Annotated in this window: 16 protein-coding genes; 9 read left to right on the forward strand and 7 right to left on the reverse strand. The window is 47.0% G+C overall.

Annotated elements, in window-relative coordinates; genetic code table 11:
- Positions 1-40 precede the first annotated feature (40 nt).
- The 8 genes from gluQRS to mnhG all read left to right on the forward strand — a co-directional run bounded on the left by gluQRS (position 41) and on the right by mnhG (position 7,068).
- Positions 41-991: a tRNA glutamyl-Q(34) synthetase GluQRS gene (gluQRS, locus tag B2W60_RS04375; RefSeq protein ID WP_292362436.1), complete on the forward strand. Its 951-nt coding sequence runs from the start codon at positions 41-43 to the stop codon at positions 989-991.
- A 314-nt stretch (positions 992-1,305) separates the two neighbouring features.
- On the forward strand, positions 1,306-3,606 hold the full coding sequence (locus B2W60_RS04380) for a putative monovalent cation/H+ antiporter subunit A (protein WP_292362434.1): 2,301 nt from the start codon (positions 1,306-1,308) through the stop codon (positions 3,604-3,606).
- Positions 3,603-4,049 (forward strand): Na+/H+ antiporter subunit B, encoded by a 447-nt coding sequence (locus B2W60_RS04385; RefSeq protein WP_292362433.1) that lies wholly within the window; start codon positions 3,603-3,605, stop codon positions 4,047-4,049. The genes B2W60_RS04380 and B2W60_RS04385 overlap by 4 nt, the downstream gene beginning before the upstream one ends.
- Before the next feature lie 34 nt (positions 4,050-4,083).
- Complete coding sequence (locus B2W60_RS04390) at positions 4,084-4,431, forward strand: Na+/H+ antiporter subunit C (RefSeq protein WP_069295530.1); 348 nt, start codon at positions 4,084-4,086, stop codon at positions 4,429-4,431.
- Positions 4,428-5,936, forward strand: a complete 1,509-nt coding sequence (locus B2W60_RS04395; protein WP_292362432.1) for a Na+/H+ antiporter subunit D — start codon at positions 4,428-4,430, stop codon at positions 5,934-5,936. Before B2W60_RS04390 ends, B2W60_RS04395 begins: the two co-directional genes overlap by 4 nt.
- Positions 5,933-6,406 (forward strand): Na+/H+ antiporter subunit E, encoded by a 474-nt coding sequence (locus tag B2W60_RS04400; protein ID WP_292362431.1) that lies wholly within the window; start codon positions 5,933-5,935, stop codon positions 6,404-6,406. Before B2W60_RS04395 ends, B2W60_RS04400 begins: the two co-directional genes overlap by 4 nt.
- 10 nt (positions 6,407-6,416) lie before the next feature.
- Positions 6,417-6,689: a monovalent cation/H+ antiporter complex subunit F gene (locus tag B2W60_RS04405; protein WP_292362430.1), complete on the forward strand. Its 273-nt coding sequence runs from the start codon at positions 6,417-6,419 to the stop codon at positions 6,687-6,689.
- A complete protein-coding gene (mnhG, locus tag B2W60_RS04410) occupies positions 6,682-7,068 on the forward strand; it encodes a monovalent cation/H(+) antiporter subunit G (protein WP_292362429.1) in 387 nt (128 codons plus the stop codon). The genes B2W60_RS04405 and mnhG overlap by 8 nt, the downstream gene beginning before the upstream one ends.
- Positions 7,069-7,083: 15 nt before the next feature.
- Here mnhG and B2W60_RS04415 read toward each other — a convergent pair whose 3' ends face one another.
- From B2W60_RS04415 to B2W60_RS04435, 5 genes are all read right to left on the reverse strand, one after another.
- Positions 7,084-7,590: a hypothetical protein gene (locus B2W60_RS04415; protein ID WP_292362428.1), complete on the reverse strand. Its 507-nt coding sequence runs from the start codon at positions 7,588-7,590 to the stop codon at positions 7,084-7,086.
- 24 nt (positions 7,591-7,614) lie between these two features.
- Positions 7,615-8,019 (reverse strand): lysozyme inhibitor LprI family protein, encoded by a 405-nt coding sequence (locus tag B2W60_RS04420; protein WP_292362427.1) that lies wholly within the window; start codon positions 8,017-8,019, stop codon positions 7,615-7,617.
- A 50-nt stretch (positions 8,020-8,069) separates the two neighbouring features.
- The gene (locus tag B2W60_RS04425) at positions 8,070-9,641 is read right to left on the reverse strand and encodes a GGDEF domain-containing protein (RefSeq protein ID WP_292362426.1); all 1,572 of its coding nucleotides are present in this window, start codon (positions 9,639-9,641) and stop codon (positions 8,070-8,072) included.
- A 186-nt stretch (positions 9,642-9,827) separates the two neighbouring features.
- A complete protein-coding gene (locus tag B2W60_RS04430) occupies positions 9,828-12,044 on the reverse strand; it encodes a heavy metal translocating P-type ATPase (protein WP_292362425.1) in 2,217 nt (738 codons plus the stop codon).
- A 70-nt stretch (positions 12,045-12,114) separates the two neighbouring features.
- A complete protein-coding gene (locus B2W60_RS04435) occupies positions 12,115-13,920 on the reverse strand; it encodes an SLC13 family permease (protein ID WP_292362424.1) in 1,806 nt (601 codons plus the stop codon).
- A gap of 136 nt (positions 13,921-14,056) precedes the next feature.
- Here B2W60_RS04435 and B2W60_RS04440 point away from each other — a divergent pair, with 136 nt between their 5' ends.
- A complete protein-coding gene (locus B2W60_RS04440; protein WP_292362423.1) occupies positions 14,057-15,586 on the forward strand; it encodes a bifunctional GNAT family N-acetyltransferase/carbon-nitrogen hydrolase family protein in 1,530 nt (509 codons plus the stop codon).
- 20 nt (positions 15,587-15,606) lie between these two features.
- Here B2W60_RS04440 and ccoG read toward each other — a convergent pair whose 3' ends face one another.
- Together ccoG and B2W60_RS04450 are read right to left on the reverse strand one after the other, a co-directional pair.
- Complete coding sequence (gene ccoG, locus B2W60_RS04445) at positions 15,607-17,028, reverse strand: cytochrome c oxidase accessory protein CcoG (RefSeq protein ID WP_292362422.1); 1,422 nt, start codon at positions 17,026-17,028, stop codon at positions 15,607-15,609.
- Positions 17,029-17,046: 18 nt separating this feature from the next.
- On the reverse strand, positions 17,047-18,438 hold the full coding sequence (locus B2W60_RS04450; protein WP_292362421.1) for a PLP-dependent aminotransferase family protein: 1,392 nt from the start codon (positions 18,436-18,438) through the stop codon (positions 17,047-17,049).
- Between the last annotated feature and the right edge of the window lie 134 nt (positions 18,439-18,572).

Raw genomic sequence — 18,572 nt, forward strand, 5'->3', positions numbered from 1 at the left:
CTCTGATGTCATTCTACGTGGAGAATTATCACAACTAAATATGAATTCAGACTTAACAGAACCCACATACACTGGACGCTTCGCCCCCTCACCGACCGGACCGTTGCATTTTGGCTCGCTGGTAGCTGCTACGGCAAGCTTTCTGGACGCACGTGCGCACAATGGAAAATGGCTGGTGCGGATGGAAGATCTGGACAAACCCCGCGAAGTTGCAGGCGCGGCAAAGGATATTCTCGATACGCTGCAAAGTTTTGGTTTTGAGTGGGACACTGATGTGCTGTTTCAAAGTCAGCGCAATCCCGTTTACCGTGAAATGCTGACAAAGTTGCAATTGTCAAAACAGGCCTATCCCTGCGCCTGTAGCCGAAAAGAAATTAATGCCAGTGCTCTAATGGGGATTGATGGACCTGTATATCCAGGCTTTTGTCGTGATGGCTTGTCTGCTGTAAAACAAGTACGTACCTGGCGACTCAAAGTCAATGAACAACCCGTGTGTTTTTATGACCAGATTCAGGGGAACCAATCGCAGAACTTGGCTCGTGATGTGGGTGATTATGTGATTAAACGTGCAGATGGTTTGTATGCCTATCAGTTGGCGGTCGTGGTTGATGATGCCATGCAGGGTGTGACGCATATTGTTCGAGGTGCTGATCTGCTGGACTCAACGCCCAGACAAATTTATCTACAGCAACAACTTGGATTTACCACACCACTTTATGCACATATTCCCGTAGCGACCAATCTGCAAGGCGAAAAACTCAGTAAACAAACCCGTGCACAGCCGATAAAGCAGAGAGACAGTGGCGTGGTCTTATGCCGGGTATTACGCTTTCTGGGTTTGCAACCACCGGCAGAATTGGCACATGTCCCGCTTGATGATTTATGGCAATGGGCAATACAGCATTGGCAGATACAAAACGTACCCAAGTTGCGACGCCAGGTTACGATGGTTCCAGCAGAACCAGAAGTAGAACCCACGATCGGGGTTTGATATTGGCCGACGCAGAGTCTACATTTGCGCAATTCGCTGACTTTTTAAAATTTTGCAGCAAGATTGCTTTTTCACAATTTCTGACGCCGTATATAAATAAGATAAGCAATCGTCCAAAAACCTTATTTTGCTTACATATTTTTATCTGATTTTGCGGTCTTTCCTTGCACCGTCAAATACTCTCCACTATTCTCACAGGCAACTTTTCCCGCTAGAAAATGACTTAAATCACAGCTCAACAATGACAAATTCACATTTTAGTCAATGGAATTGTCAGCTGGGCTGTGAGCTGAATTCAGGAGATATCGGATACGATGTTATTTGCCGTTTTATCAGGTTTTATTCTGGCCCTCTTTACGCCTTTTCTGCAGCGTATTGCAGGGAATAAAACCGGCTGGCTTTTAGCGATCTTGCCATTATCGCTAACGGTGTATTTTGCCAGTTTTATCCCATCGTTGGGCCAGGGTGAAGTCATCTATCAGCAATGGCAGTGGTTGCCGGGGATGGATATCAATCTGAGCTTTATGCTGGATGGACTGTCTTTGCTATTTGCACTGCTGATTAGTTTTATCGGTATCTTCATTTTTATTTACGCAGGCAGTTACCTGAAAGGGCATCAATCGATCGCTCGTTTTTTTGTCATCATGCTCGCCTTTATGGCTTCAATGCTCGGGCTGGTGCTGTCCGATAATCTGATCAGCCTGTTTGTGTTCTGGGAATTAACCAGCATCACTTCCTATCTGTTGATCGGTTTTGATCATGAAGACGAATCCGCCAGGCGTTCAGCATTACAAGGTTTGTTTGTCACGGTAGGAGGTGGTCTGGCCCTGATGGCCGGACTGATTATGCTGGCCACTGCGGGTGGTAGCTATCAGATCTCCGAGTTGCTAAGCGCATCAGACAGTCTGCTGGAGAGTCCGCTGGCCGTTGGCATGATCATCTGTATTCTGTTGGGTACGTTTACCAAATCCGCTCAATTCCCTTTTCATTTCTGGTTACCCAATGCGATGGCGGCACCAACTCCGGTATCGGCCTATCTGCATTCCGCCACGATGGTGAAAGCCGGGATTTATTTGATGGCACGTTTGAATCCGGCATTTACCGAACATGCTGTTTGGACATTCTCTCTTAGCCTGTTTGGTGCCATCACCATGTTTGTCGGAGCCTATCTGGCCTATAGCGCGACCAATATCAAGAAAGTACTGGCCTATTCCACCGTAATGGCACTCGGCACATTGACCATGCTGCTTGGAATCGGCACCGGATATGCGTTGATTGCTTTTGCCTGTTTCCTACTGGCTCATTCATTGTACAAGGCGGCGCTGTTTATGTTGGCAGGCGCAATTGACCACGAAATTGGCACTAAGGATTTAACCCTGATGGGTGGTTTGCGAAGTAACATGCCACGTACTGCGCTGATAACTGCCCTCGCCGCTTTATCGCTTGCCGGGATGCCACCCTTATTTGGCTTTATCGCCAAAGAAGCCATGTTTGAAGCGGTACTGGGCAATGATAATTATCAGTTATTACTCCTCATATTGGCCCTGGCCGCCGCAATGCTGGTCATGGCGATTGCTGCAGTCGTGGCGATTAAACCTTTTTACGGGGAATTACGCCCCACACCGAAAAAACCTCATGAAGCGCCTATGGCAATGTTGATAGGACCGTCGATTCTGGCGGTATTGTCGCTTATATTTGGTTTGCTGCCCTGGGTTCCCCAAAACGCCATTCTAAGCGCGACCGTCAATGCGATTTCAGTAGCTCCAGCCAGTTTGTCATTGGCCTTATGGCATGGCTTTAATCTACCGTTGCTGTTATCGGTGATTGCTCTGGCTGGCGGTATCCTGCTATTTATGGTCTGGCAAAAAATACGGCCAGCCATCGGTAATCTGACCACACAACTAAGTCATTACGGACCGGAAGCTGGCTATTTCGGCATGATGAATGGTATCACCGGGATCGCCAGCTGGCAGACCCGGTTGCTGCAAAATGGCAAATTAGGTAACTACATGATTGTCATGATCCTGACCACGGTGATTCTGGTCGGCTACACCTTGCTGAGTCAGTATGGTTTGAATGTGTATCTGAATGTTGAAGGTGTGGCGTTTTATGAGCTTTCCATTGCTTTACTGATGCTAATGGCCACCCTCTACGCCATTTACACCCCTTCACGCTTAGGGGCAGTCGCCAGCATGGGCGTTCTGGGTTTTACTGTAGCGTTGGTGTTTATTCATTTCAGTGCCCCGGATTTGGGCATTACCCAAGTTCTGGTAGAAACTCTCACGGTTATTTTACTGATACTGGTGTTATTTAAACTGCCGGGGTTCTCTCGGTACTCAAGCCGCTATGAAGTGATTCGGGATGCCAGCGTTGCGGTGCTGATGGGCGTGTTAATGACATTACTGATACTCGCAGCAATCGATGTGCAGTTTTTTGACTCCATATCAGACTTCTTTATCGAGTCCAGTTACCCGCTGGCCAAAGGCCGCAATATCGTCAATGTCATTCTGGTTGATTTTCGGGCACTGGATACGCTGGGCGAAATCTTTGTGCTGGCGATTGCTGCTCTTGGTGTTTTCTCAATGCTCAAACTGCGTGCTGAGGAGAAGTCATGAACGATAAAAAAACCAAAATAATGACTTTCAATACATTGATCCTGCACACGGCAGCTTTGTTTCTGTTGCCATTGCAGTTAATTTTTTCAGTGTTTTTATTATTACGCGGTCACGATGAACCAGGCGGTGGTTTTATTGCCGGGCTGGTCGCTTCGGGTGCTTTTGTGTTGTATTTATTTGCCCATGGCGTGGCATCAACGCGTGAAATCATGCGCGTCGAACCACGGGACTTACTGGCGTTAGGACTCTTGTTGGGGCTGGCAGCCATGTTTCCGGGCATGTTCCATGGTGAAGCATTTCTTACGGCCCAATGGTGGGAGTTTTCACTGGGTGAAACCGACATCAAATTATCAACGGTATTGATTTTTGATATCGGCGTTTATTTTGCGGTATTGGGGACGATTTTGACTATCGTGATGTCACTGACGGAGTCTGAAGAGTGAACGATAAACTGACTATTCGACAGGAGCTATCCGTATGGAATCACTGATGGCTTATGTGATCGGCATTCTGTTTGCAGCAGCGATTTATATGATGTTACGTCGCTCAATCGTCAAACTGGTTATCGGCCTGATTATTCTCAGCAATGCGGCCAACCTGCTGATTTTTGCCGTTTCCGGGATGACCCGCGGGGCTCCACCATTAATACCTGAAGGTGCGGCTGCCCCACTGGGAATCATTGCCGATCCTTTGCCTCAGGCATTGATCTTGACCGCCATTGTTATTGCCTTTGGGGTATTGGCCTTTGCCGTGGTTTTAATCCACCGGGCTTATGAAGTGGTGGGTAATGATGATCTGGACCAAATGAAGGATACTGACACTTGAGCCCGGAAGTTGTTTTACCCATTATCATCCCGTTATTGGCAGGCGCTTTAACGTTAGCCTTCTGGCGTTCAACGTTTTATCAGCGCTGGATTAGCCTGTTCGCCACCACCGCTTTACTCGGATCAGGCATCTGGCTATTAAGCAGTATTCGTGAAACTGGCTTTGTAGTGATGCAGATGGGCGGCTGGGCGGCACCGTTTGGTATCACCATTGTGGCCGATTTGCTAAGTGCGATCATGATCGTGTTAACCGGTATTATCGGTCTGGCGATTGCAGTTTTTTCCATGGCAGCCACACCTGATAAACATCAGAAATTCGGCTATTTCCCGTTAATGCATCTGTTACTTGCCGGGGTTGCCGGTTCTTTCCTGGCCGGCGATATATTCAATCTGTTTGTCTGGTTTGAGGTGATGTTGCTGGCCTCATTTGCGCTGTTGACCTTGGGCGGCGAACGCGCCCAGATGGAAGGCGCGATTAAATACGCCACGTTGAACCTGTTTTCATCAGCGATATTTCTATCCGCCATCGGCTTGTTATATGGCATGGTTGGTACGCTGAACATGGCCGATATTGGTGACAAACTGAGTCAGGTAGAACATACCGGCATGGTCAATGTGCTGGCGATGATGTTTCTTATTTCGTTTGGCATTAAAGCCGCTGCCTTTCCGTTGTTTTTCTGGTTGCCAGCGTCTTACCATACCCCCCTGGTTGGTGTGTCCGCATTGTTTGCCGGATTACTGACCAAAGTCGGCGTTTATGCTTTATACCGGGTGTTTACGCTGATATTCATTGGCGATACCGGCTATACCCACACTATTTTGTTATGGATCGCTGTGCTGACAATGCTGACCGGTGTATTGGGTGCGGCGGCACAGTTTGAGTTTCGCCGGATTCTGTCATTTCATATCGTCAGCCAGATTGGTTACATGCTGCTGGGATTGGCGCTATTCACACCATTAGCCATTATCGGTGGGGTGTTTTACATCATGCATCACATTATCGTGAAAACGAATCTGTTTTTGATTAGTGGTGTGGTGTATCGACTGTTGGGCAGTTATGACCTGAAAAAGCTGGGCGGAGTTTATAAACAACGTCCATGGCTGGCGATTTTATTTCTGATCCCTGCCCTGTCGCTTGCCGGTATACCACCATTATCAGGTTTTTTTGCCAAGTTTCTGGTGATACGGGCCGGTCTTGAAGTGGACGCCTGGATAGCGACCGGTACTGCCCTGTTAGTCGGACTGTTGACTTTATATTCAATGATCAAAATCTGGGCCGAAGTGTTCTGGAAAAAATTACCGGAGGGTATAGATGATTCTCGTTTAATCAGTAATCGAACAGACTCGCAATTATTGGTCATGCTGATACCGGTGGTTGGCTTAACCTTATGCACTTTGTACATTGGTCTGAATGGTGAGCCCATTTATCAGTTAGCCAGTGATGCTGCTGATCAATTATTAAATCCAGCAGCCTACATTGAAGCGGTGCTGGGAGAAAACTTATGATCGGTTTTTTCCTGAATATCGTGCTGGCCCTGTGCTGGGTGGCGTTAACCGGCAATTTTGGGGGGCTGAATTTTATATTCGGTTTTGCACTGGGCTATATTGTTCTGGCCATCTCTCAAAATCAATTACCCTCACTGAGTGGTTATGCTCAACGCTTACCATTACTGCTTAGGTTTGCCGGTTTTTTTATCAAGGAACTGGTTAAGGCCAACTACAAAGTCGGTTTTGATATTTTGACCCCACCCTGGCATATGCAACCAGGAGTTATCGCGTTTCCATTGGAAGCCAAGTCAGATTTTGAGATCACGATGGTGGCAAACTTTATTTCGTTAACCCCCGGGACATTAACGCTGGATATTTCAGATGATCGCCGGGTGTTGTTTATTCATGCGATGTTTCTGCAGAATGAAAAGGAACTATTAACTGACTTGCATGAAATCGAACAGCGTTTACTGGAAATATTACGCTGAGGAGCCTGCATTGAGCACATTTATTATCAATCTTGTCTATCTGATGCTATCCAGCGCTCTGCTATTGGCATTTATCAGAATGGCGAAAGGCCCTTCATTGCCGGATCGAGTGGTCGCATTAGAACTCATTGCTTCCATCGTAGCCGGTATTGTCGGCGTTCATGCCATCGATACCGGAGTCAGCAGTTTTCTGGATGTAGCGATTGTATTAGCGCTGACTGCTTTTCTGGCCGCCATTGGCTTTGCCCGCTTTCTGGAACGTGGAGGACCGCGTGATGACTGACATACTGGTCGCTTTTTTTCTGATTTCAGGCGCAGCGTTAATGTTACTGGCCGCCATCGGTATCATTCGCCTGCCGGATCTTCCGACAAGAATGCACGCCACCACCAAATCCGGGGCACTGGGAACCAGTCTGATAATGATTGGCGTGGCGGTCTATTTTGCTGATACCACCGTGGTTACTCGTGTAATAGCGATTATTGCGTTTATTATTCTGACGGCACCCGTTGCAGCGCATGTGATTGGCCGGGCGGGTTATTTTGTCGGGGTGCCCTTATGGAAAGGTACGGTAAAAGATGAACTGCAGAAGAATTATGATCCACAAACCCATGCTCTGAGCAGTGGTTTGGAAAAACCAACATCAAATAAAAAACCAGACTGAAATAAAAAAACCTTTTTATTCAGGAAATAACCGGCTGGCTCCGCTATGCCCCTTAGGATCCCCTATTAACCAGATTTGCTCAAACGGATGTGCTTCGGGCAGGACTATCTGATGCCGGTGCTTTTCAAAATCCTTTTGCTGCCACAAAGCATTCATATTACGCAACACCAACCATACACGTTGGCTATGATAGTTTTTCTCCGCCTTGCTGGCGAGTACAGCATTTAACGCTGCGATCAAACGGCGATTGACCGGTAATTGTGTCAACTGATGCAAGGCAGCCAGCATCTTGTCACCCGCTCCTCTGCCGAGAATGAGTCTGGCCTCGGCTTCACTGCCGTAAATGTGGGCGATTTCCAGATCCAGCTTGCTGTCATTCAGGTAACAGCTGACATCAGGCTTGCGTGGCAGATTATGCCAGATATGTCGCATTGGAATGCCAGTCTGCTTTTCATAAAACCGCATAAACAATCTGGCTGCTTCATGCTCCAGATAGATCTTTTCCTGAATACTGCTGTTCATGGAAACAATTTCAAAGGTAATCAATTACTCTGTTTGTGGTTCGGGTAACAAAGCTGGCGTGCTATCCATATAGGTGAGATAACTGTGCCATATCTGATGAGTACGTAATTTTGTCATCCGAATAGAGCAGCTTAATCCCATAATGCTGCGGATGGTCCCATCTCTCCAGATATCATAAAGTGAACTGCATTGATCCTTGCGGTAAGTCAGCCAACTTTGCTGGGCCTTATCGATAGAGTCAACAATCAACTCATCTTCAGCATAACGTGCTCTGGCTTCTGCAAGATAATGCTGTAATTCAACTTCCTGTTGCTCCAGTTGCTGTGTCAGACATTGTCCAATCTCATAGGTGTTATTGGCGTTTGGGCAATCATTCGCGGCTAACAACGGTCCTGAGAGGCATAACAGGAAAAAGCTCATAATTTTCATAAACACTCCAACGCCCGGGACCAGAAACTTTGGGGAAAGTTAAGCGTGTCTCAGCGACTCGCCTCAACGTCTTCAACAATACACATATTCCTGCCTTGCTTTTTAGCTCTGAATAATGCGGTATCAGCACGGTTAAACACTTTTTCAGTGTTATCTCCTTGATGAAAAGTAGCGACACCGGCAGACACGGTGATTGGCACCGGCTTGCCATCATATAAAAATCGTGTGTTGTTGATTTCCTCGCGAATCTTATTGGCCAGCACTTCCGTGTCAGCTAACGCGGTAGCCGGAAATATGCCAACAAACTCCTCGCCACCGTAACGGGCCACAAAATCAATTTCACGGGTGGAAGTCGATAAAATTTCGGCAATGCGGATTAAGATCTTATCGCCAGCCAGGTGACCAAGACTGTCATTTATCTGTTTGAAATTATCAATATCCCAGACCACCAGGCTTAATGGATGTTTGTAACGCTGCCAGCGAATATATTCTGTTTCCAGGGCATCCATCAGTGCCTGACGGTTACTGATGCCGGTCAACGTGTCCTTACGAACCATTTCATGGGCTTTGCGTATGCCATCCTGTAGCGATTTGGTTTCAGCTTCCAACTCCTGAAGCCGATCGGTCAGTTTTTTTATTTCCTGTTGTGATTGGTAATAACGCGTCTGATCAGCATTACGATATTCATCGACCGCACCGCATAAGGCGGTTAAACGCTGACGAATAATGGATTTCAGCTCACGCGGTTCACTGGTGACATCAATCTGTTTATAAATATCATCCAATCCCGCATCAACCTTTTGACTTATTTTCTGGCGTTGCTGAAAAGCCTCTTCATCATCCTTTACCGTCAGTCGTAACAGATCATCAAGTTCATTAATGCGATCACTTAGCGTCGCCAGAAAAGCGCGATATTCTAGCTGCTGCAGCTGTGCCTGAGCCCCTAGCGCATTTATCAGGCTGGTCAGCGAATCAATGATTGTCGGTAATTTCTTTTTTGCCGGCTCGGTCTGCAGTTGCGCTTTTATTTCCTGGAGCTGGTCATTGAACATCTCCGGTATCTGCAAATTATCTATCATGCCGCATAACAACAGTGATATTTCAGTATTAACTTTGCTAAACCCAAGCTTTTGCAACAGTCCCGAACGGTTTTTTTCGACCACGGGTGTAACAGAAGCCTTGGAAATAATTGATTCCAGCAGGTTGACAGATTCCGGTAAAAGCTCACGCGCCTGATGACTGGAAGCATCTTTGAGTTGAATCAGCAGATTATCAACACGGGGCTGTGAATCCGCTGGAAAGCTTATGGATAACAGAAGATGTCGTAACAGTTCGGAGGCATCGGAACTCTGAGGACTCTCATCCATTAGGTTGATGCATTGCTGGATTTTTTCCAGAATATCGCTAATTTGCTCAACGTTTTTTTGGCTGCGTAACTCACGTCGAAGGGCATGCAGCTGTTTGTCCAATGCGGAATCAATGCCTTCTGCAACTAAAGCCAGTCGTCCAAGACTACGTTCCAAAAGTTGGGTATAGGTTGTTTGTTTCTCATCACTTGCAAGCAACTCAAGATACTTCTGCTTCCATTGCTCGAGTTTGCTTTCCAGTTCTTCTGTCGTCATGGGTCCAACCTTTTTTCAGGTATATTGTCCATATTTTAAACAGGGATATTACAACAGCTTCGAAAGGATCTATACCTAAAAGTTAACGCAATGTGAAACAAGCCCGTAATAATTCAGCAAGTTGAAACCTTTCGCTGAAATATGTTCGTTGTTTTATCAGTACAAAATCTTATGTGATATTAGCATTTACTGTATATGTTTAACCCGCTGTAGTCTTAGGGCATTTAACACAACAGAAACCGAGCTGAATGCCATTGCTGCACCGGCCAGCCAGGGCGCCAGTAAGCCCGCTGCCGCAATTGGAATGCCCAGAGAATTGTAGGCAAAGGCCCAAAACAGGTTTTGACGAATATTACGCACGGTCAGATGACTTAACTGTATAGCGGAAGAGACAGCATTTAAATCAGTTCGCATCAATGCAATATCTGCTGTTTCAATAGCCACATCGGTGCCGCTTCCCAAGGCTATGCCGATATCCGCCTCAGCCAGTGCAGGTGCATCATTGATACCATCACCAACCATTGCTACAACCTGACCCTGTTGACGTAATTCACGGATTTTATCAGCTTTGTGTTCAGGTAAAACTTCTGCAATCACGTTATCTATGCCCAGCTCCCGGGCAATTGCCTCAGCGGTAAGTTGATTATCACCGGTTAACATAACAACCTGCAGACCACGTTTTTTCAAGGCAATAACGGCTGTTTCTGCCGTCTCTCTTACTGTATCCGCAACCGCGATCAACCCAATCACTTGCTGATCCACAGCAATCAACATGGCCGTTTTCCCCTGTTGCTCCAACTGCTGTTGTTGATGTTGCCAGCCCCCCATATCAATGCCATTTTCCGACATCAGTTTTTTGGTACCCAGCTTGATTTGTGAAAGCTGGCTATTGAGTTCAACACTGGCCATCACGCCATGACCACTCAGCGACTTGAAATCATTAATGACTATTGATTTAGCGCTGAGTGCTGTTAAACCCTCGACAATTGCCTGTGCCAGCGGATGCTCTGATTTGGCCTCTATTGAACTCACCACAGCGGCTATAACCGATTGATCATAATCCTCGGCCACCACAAAATCCGTTAAGGCGGGTTTTCCCTCAGTGAGCGTGCCGGTTTTATCAAACACAATCGTGGTCAGAGATTGGGTTAATTCCAGAGTATCGGCTTGTTTAAAGAGAATACCGGCCTCAGCGGCACGGCCTGAACCCGCCATGATGGATGTGGGTGTGGCTAAACCCAGGGCACAGGGACAAGCAATGACCAGAACAGCCACCATGGTTTCCAATGCTCTGCCAATATCGCCGGGGGTAAACCATAACCACCAAAGCAGGAAAGTGATAAGGGCAATCATGACCACCACGGGTACAAAAATGCCTGACACTTTATCTGCCATACGCTGGATGGGTGCTTTGGAGCCTTGCGCCTGCTCCACTACCCTGACAATCCGTGCTAATGCAGCCTCTTCCCCCAGATGGGTAGCGCGAACCCGTAAAAAACCATTTTGATTAAAAGTCGCGCCGACAACTTTATCATTGACGCTTTTTTCTACGGGCATGCTTTCGCCTGTCAACATGGATTCATCGACTGCCGATTGCCCCTCAACAATGACACCATCAACCGGAATCTGCTGCCCGGGTTTAATCTGCACAATATCACCCTGTTGCAGTTCTTTGACTGACACCAATTTTGTCTGACCGTCAGCTGATTCCTTTAATGCCTGTTGGGGCTGGAGTTTTAACAGTTTTTTGATGGCTTCTGAAGTATGACCTTTGGCCCGGGCTTCAAACCATTTACCCAATAGAATCAGCGTAATCAACACTGCGCTGGTTTCAAAATACAAACCATCATGCGCCGCCATCGCGCCATAGTTGAAAGTCAGCCATAAACTGTAAAAATAGGCGGCTGAGGTACCCAACGCCACCAGTACATCCATATTGGCACTGCGATTTTTTAAAGCGTAATAACTGCCTCGATAGAACTGCCAGCCAATAATAAACTGCACCGGTGTGGCTAATGCCATTTGCACCCAGGCGTTCATTAATAATGTTGGAATCGGTATACCGCTGGTCCAGTTGAAATGTCCGACCATGCTGTACAGCAAAGGCAGTGACAAGATGGCCGCCGCGATAAACTTATAAAACTGTTTTTGTTGCAGCTGCTGGTTTGAATCCGTCTGCGGGTGTTCGATATCAATCAACTGGGCGGCATAGCCAGCCTTTTCGACCGTTATTATCAAACTGTCGGCATCCAGATTTTCACCACGAATAGTGGCTTTTTCATTAGCGTAATTAACCTGAACAGACTTCACAGCAGCCGCTTTTTTCAAGGCTTTCTCAATGCTGTTGGCACAGGCGGCACAACGCATACCGCTGAGTTGCAGTTGAATAATTTGCTGGGCCATTTTAATTCCTGTTCGCAGAAAATCTGTGGAGTAATATTTTAAGATTGGGTCAGCAGGCTTGATTACAAGTTTACAGCGGCCATACCCACAAAATAACTGGTACGGCGGTCAGGATCACCAAAATAGATAACGGTAAACCCAGTCGCCAGTAATCGGTAAAACTATACCCCCCCGGTTCCATCACCAGAGTATTGGATTGATGTGCGATGGGTGTCAGAAAAGCACAGGAAGCGCCTATCGCCACCGCCATCAGTAATGGGTCTGCTGACACATCCATGCCACTGGCCACACTGATAGCTATCGGTGCGGCTAATATCGCCGCCGCAGCATTATTAATAATATTTGACAGTAACATAGTGGCGACCATCAATATGATGATGGTCGCTGCTGGCGGTGTCGATTGAGCAAGATTCAACAAAAAGCTGGCAATCAATTCGGAGCCCCCGGTGGTTTCCAGAGCCTGTCCTACCGGCAGCATCGCCGCCAGTAAAACAATGACCGGTAAATCCAGACTTTGATAAATTTTTGTTACGGGCAGCAAGCCCGTAAAAAACATTGCCACCACCCCAGCAACCATAGCCGTTGCCGTGGAAACGGTATCAAACATGATCAGCGCAATAACAGCAGCAAAGACCAGTGAAGCGATAACGACTTTTCTTGGCTGCCCTAACCGCAGCCCCCTCGAAGCCAAAGGCAGACACCCCAATTCCACCATGACCGACTTGAGTACCTCCTCACTGCCCTGCATCAATAAAATATCACCTGCAACAAAACGAATCTGATGAAGACGTTGTTTCAGCTGATGACCTCGCCGTGCGACAGCGAGGATATTGATCCCGTAACGTTGACGGATCGATAAACTGCTTAAGGTATTTCCAACCAATAGTGAATCATGCGCCAGAATGGCTTCAACAACATCCAAGTCCCTGGTTTTTATTGATTCAGATGTTTCTTTCTCTGCTTCAGTTTGAGGATCCGTTTTATCGCCAGACAGTTTCAAACCCGTGATATCGGTCAACGCTTTCAAACTATCGGAATCTGCTTCAATCAACAGTACATCATCCTGCCGCAGAACTCGGTACATGGAGGGTGTGCTGAACCGCTCATCTTGACGGAGCAATGCCACTACAGTTATGTCAGCTTCATCTTCAACAGAGGTAACCAGATCCATCAAACTTCGTCCACTGTATTCACATTTTTCAGGCACCGTTAATTCTGTGAGGTAGCTGCTGATTTCAAATAACTCTTCTTCATTATTATTGACCTGTCGCTGCGGGGTAAGAAAGCGTCCCAGGAGTATCAGGAAAATAACGCCGACAACGGTTATCGCTATACCCACGGGTAAAAAATCGAACATGCCAAACGCAGGGGAATCTGTTTGAATACGATAACTGGCAATGATGATGTTAGGTGGCGTACCAATTAGCGTCAGGCACCCGCCCAGTAACGACCCAAATGCCAACGGCATCAAAAACATCGACGGTGAATGACCACTTTGACGGGACATCCAGATTGCCACAGGCATTAATAACGCCAATGCACCCACGTTGTTCATAAACCCCGAACAGATTGCCACAGTAATAGTCAGGGCAGCCATCTGCAGGGTGGGATGATTGCCAACACGGGTGAGTTGTCTGGCGATAGCGTCAACCACTCCGGCATTCACCAGTGCTTGTCCGAGAATCAATACCGCCGCCACGGTAATTACTGCAGGATGTCCCAAACCGGAAAACACCTCATCGGCCGGAATCAAACCGGTTAAAGCGACGGCTAATAATGCCAATACAGCAACCACGTCATAACGCAACCTGTCCCAGATAAACAAGCCGAGCGTTGCTGCCAGTACCGCGAAAATAATGATTTGATCAGTGGTCATCACAATCCTTTTACCCAGCAATATAACAGCTTGTTTTATGAACAGCTTTAGGGCGTGTTTATCTTCAACATTAAAACATGCCTGTCTGCATCTGCTAGACTCAATCGATATTTCATTATTGAACTACGGAGCGTTTATGGCCCACGAAGAGCTGCACCTGAATTTACGTAATCTAACATTAGAGGATTACGATCAGCTCAAAAATCTGATGGACACTGTGTACGATGATATTGGTGGCGCCTGGCCTCAACCCACCATTGAAGGATTGATCAATCAGTTTCAGGATGGGCAAATCTGCATAGAAGACTCAGGGGAATTAATTGCTGTAGCGCTAACCGTCATGGTCAGTTATGAACGATTCAGCAATCCGCACACCTATGATGATTTAATCCTGAAAAATGACAAAATCTGGCATAACCCAAAAGGTGACTCATTGTATGGACTGGATGTTTTTATCCACCCTGAATATCGTGGCTACCGGCTGGGCCGCCGTTTGTATGAAGCACGTAAGGAATTGTGCCGTTCAATGAATCTGCGCGCTATTCTGGCCGGCGGGAGAATCCCCAATTATCACAAATTTGCCGACAAGCTTTCACCTGCCGAGTACATTGAGCAGGTCTCACGAAAAGAAATTTATGACCCCATTTTGACATTTCAGCTCTCCAATGATTTTCAGGTGATGCGTTTGATGCATAAGTATTTACCAGAAGATAAAAAATCACTGGGACATGCCACGTTACTGGACTGGAATAATATTCTTTATACCCCGCCAACGTCATTGCTGGATGTAAAAAAAACTCAGGTTCGATTAGGTGCAGTGCAATGGCAGATGCGTGAATTTCATTCGGTAGAGGAAGTACTTAAACAGGTCGAGTATTTTGTCGATGCATTATCGGATTATAAAAGTGACTTTGCGCTGTTTCCCGAGTTTTTTAATGCACCTTTGATGGGGCTCACCGATCAAATGGATCAAACCCGGGCAATTCGTTATCTGGCAGGCTTTACCGAGCAGTTCCGTAATGAAATGTCTGACATGGCGGTCAGTTACAATATCAATATTATTACCGGTTCAATGCCGCTACTGGAAAATGACCGGGTCTATAACGTGTCCTATCTTTGTCATCGTGATGGCCGGGTTGACGAACAACGCAAAATCCATATCACACCCCATGAACGCCGTGACTGGGTCATTGAAGGCGGCAACAAGTTTCAGGTGTTCGAAACCGATGCCGGGCGTGTTGCCATTATGATTTGCTATGACATTGAATTCCCTGAACTGGGCCGAATTGCAGCAGATCAGGAAGTGGATATTATTTTTGTACCGTTCTGGACTGACACCAAAAACAGTTATCTGCGCGTTCGTCATTGTGCCCGTGCACGCGCTATCGAAAATGAATGTTATGTGGCAATTACCGGCAGTGTGGGCAACTTGCCGAAAGTTGAAAACCTGGATGTACAGTATGCCCAGTCATCGGTGTTTTCTCCTTCCGATTTTGCTTTTCCACACGATGCGATAATGGCTGAAACTACACCGAACAGCGAAATGATCATGTTTTCCGATCTGGATCTGGATAAACTCAAACTGGTGCGAAACGAAGGTGCAGTCACCAATCTGAAAGATCGCCGGGCCGATCTGTATGAGCTGTTTGTCAAACAAAAGGATTAAACAGCTTATCGCACCCGACATTATTCGGGTGCGATAAAGATAGTTTCATAGGTAATTTCTGACTGTGGTCCTTCAATTACGTTAACTTTAAACCTGAGTTTGCTGATGCCACCCTGCAGATCAGATTCGGCTACACGGACCAGCGCTGTAACCACACTTACCCTGGCCGGTTCGATAATGTAGGTTTCATCCAAACCATGCAGGCTTGCACCAGCAAGCCCCTCAATCTGATATTGCACCTCAATCGGCACATTCTGTTTGTTCAGTAATTTGAGCGAGTAACGGTTTTGAATCGAACCATCGCTGAGTTGAACGTATAAAGGCTGACGATCAGGTCTGACACTGAAGTCGGTCGCTGACAGGGATAAAAAGCCATAAGCAATACCAGCCAGAGAAGCCAGCAGGATCAGACTGTAAATAATGACTCGCGGACGTTTGTATAAAGGCTGCGGTTTACTGTGCCCTTGTAACTCAGCATAAGAGGCATAGCGTATCAAGCCGCGCGGCTCATTTATTTTGTCCATCACCGAATCGCAGGCATCGATACACATACCACAGGTAATACAGCCTTCCTGCTGGCCTTTACGAATATCAATACCTGTCGGGCAGACGTTGACACAAAGTTTGCAATCTATGCAGCTACCTTTACTGGGATCGGTCTGACCTTTTTTCAGTTTGCCACGAGGTTCGCCCCGCTCGGCATCATACGCAGGCAAAATTGTATTCTGGTCATACATAACGCCCTGTAAACGTGCATACGGACATAACCAGAAACACACCTGTTCGCGCATAAATCCGGCGAATACATAAGTGAAAGTGGTAAATACCGCCATCACAATCCACACGGCAATATGTGCCTGCAGGCTGAAAACATCCCGCCACAATTCAAAAGCATCCATAAACCAGGCCGAAAATGTCAGCCCCGTCAGCAATGCAATTGCCATCCATAAACTGTGTTTGCTGATTTTCTTCAGCAGTTTTCCTGCCGACCATGGCGCCTGTTTAAAGCGCAATTGTTTCTGAGGTGTATCGCCTTCCAGCTTGCCTTCAATCCAGGTGTATATATCTGTCCAAACGGTCTGAAAACAGAAATAACCACAGAAAACCCGCCCGGCAACACTGGTCACTGCCGCCAGCAGAATGGCAAAAAACAATAAGGTCAGCGATAACATCCAGATATCCTGAGGGAAAATAGTCAAGTCAAAGAAATGAAACTGACGATTGGGGATATCCAGTAATACGGCTTGTTCACCATTCCAACGAATGTAAGGTACCAGAAAGTAAAAAAGCCACACCGACATACCAAACCATTTCAGATTACGAAACCGGCCAGACATACGTTTGGCGACGATTTTCTCGCCACCGGCATTCACATCCCAATCGGCCATTTCCTCATAGATATCGCCGTTTTTTTCCATAAAGTGAATCGGTTGTTCAGTCATATTTCTTCACCTCTGGGGTCAGATAATGTGATGCAGGGAGCTTGCTGGCTGAGTCAGCAAGCCGCGCAAAATGGTTAATGCCTGAGAAAGCGTTGCATGATCCGGTGACAGACCCAACGACAATCGAACAGCCTGTCGTTGATTCTCGCTGAAGCCGAAACTGTTGCATGCGACTACCGATACACCTAGTACTGTGGCCTGTTCGGAAAATGCACTGGCCTGCCAGTAAGTGGGTAATTGCAGCCAGATATGGTGTCCTTCTTCATGGCTGTAAAACTCCATACCCGTTAATACTTGCCCGGCAATTTGCTGGCGCAGACGGTTTTCTTCTCGAATGGCTTCAGCAAACCGGTTAATACGCCCATCATAAATCCAGCGTGAAACCAGGGCGGCCATCAGCGGTGACGCCATGACACTCATCGCACGCAAGACATTGGTCAGTCCCAATGCCTTTGAGTTACTGGGAGCAATAACATAGGCCAGACGCAGCGCGGGAGTTATACACTTGGACAGTGTGCGTATATACCATGTGCGTTCAGCGGCTAAATCAACTAATGCTTTAACAGGCTCAGTTTGCAGCGGCGAATAGGGATCATCTTCTATGATGGTGATGTCATATTCATCGGCGATGGTTACGATTTGCTGGCGTCGCAGTAATGACATGGTGGCTGTTGTCGGGTTGTCCATGCTCGGCACCAGATAAATCGCTTTCATGGCATGTAGCCGACAAGCCTGCTCAAAAGCATCCGGCAACACCCCCTCTTCATCCATAGTCAATGGTTGCAAAGTTAGCCGAAGCTGCTCGGCGGCCGATTTCAAGCCGGGATAGACAAATTCACCACAGGCAATAATGTCGCCCGGTTGAGCCATACAATGCAAAATGGCATACAACGCAGACTGTGCTCCACCGGTAATCAAGGTGCGTTCGACGGTAACACTATCTATTGTTTGTCTCAGCCAACCAGCAGCAGCGCTCCGATCATGCGGATTACCGGCGCTGTCCTGATAATGCAGCTGCAATACCCTGTCCGCCCCGGCAATAAGCTGGGCAATACCCTGTGGTATATGTTGCTGTAAACCAGCAGATTCTGGTTGTGGCGGATTATTCATGCTCAGGTCGAGCAATGGGCGGGCTTCTGAAATATGGGAAATCAGTTTACTTTCAACATGATGCCTGACATAACTGCCTCGTCCCGTGGTGGCATCAATCAATCCACGACGGCGTGCTTCATTGAAAGCACGGGTTACCGTAGTCAGATCCACATTCAATGCTTCAGCAATCGCTCGCTGTGCCGGTAAACGATCACCGGCTTTAACATAACCGGAATAGATATCGGCTTCTAATGCTTCGACGATGCCGAGATACTTGGATTTGGCATCCGCTTCAATTCGGGGTTTCCACAAAGGCATGGCTGAATCCTATGAATAGATAGGCACACGCTAGGCATTCTTCCCGACAAAAACAAGCATATCTGCATACAAAAAACGACAATGTATGGCATGCCTTTTATTGAACTGACATATTGTATGGAAATACAGCTTAT

Source organism: Methylophaga sp. UBA2496 (assembly GCF_002341635.1).
Classification (GTDB): domain Bacteria; phylum Pseudomonadota; class Gammaproteobacteria; order Nitrosococcales; family Methylophagaceae; genus Methylophaga.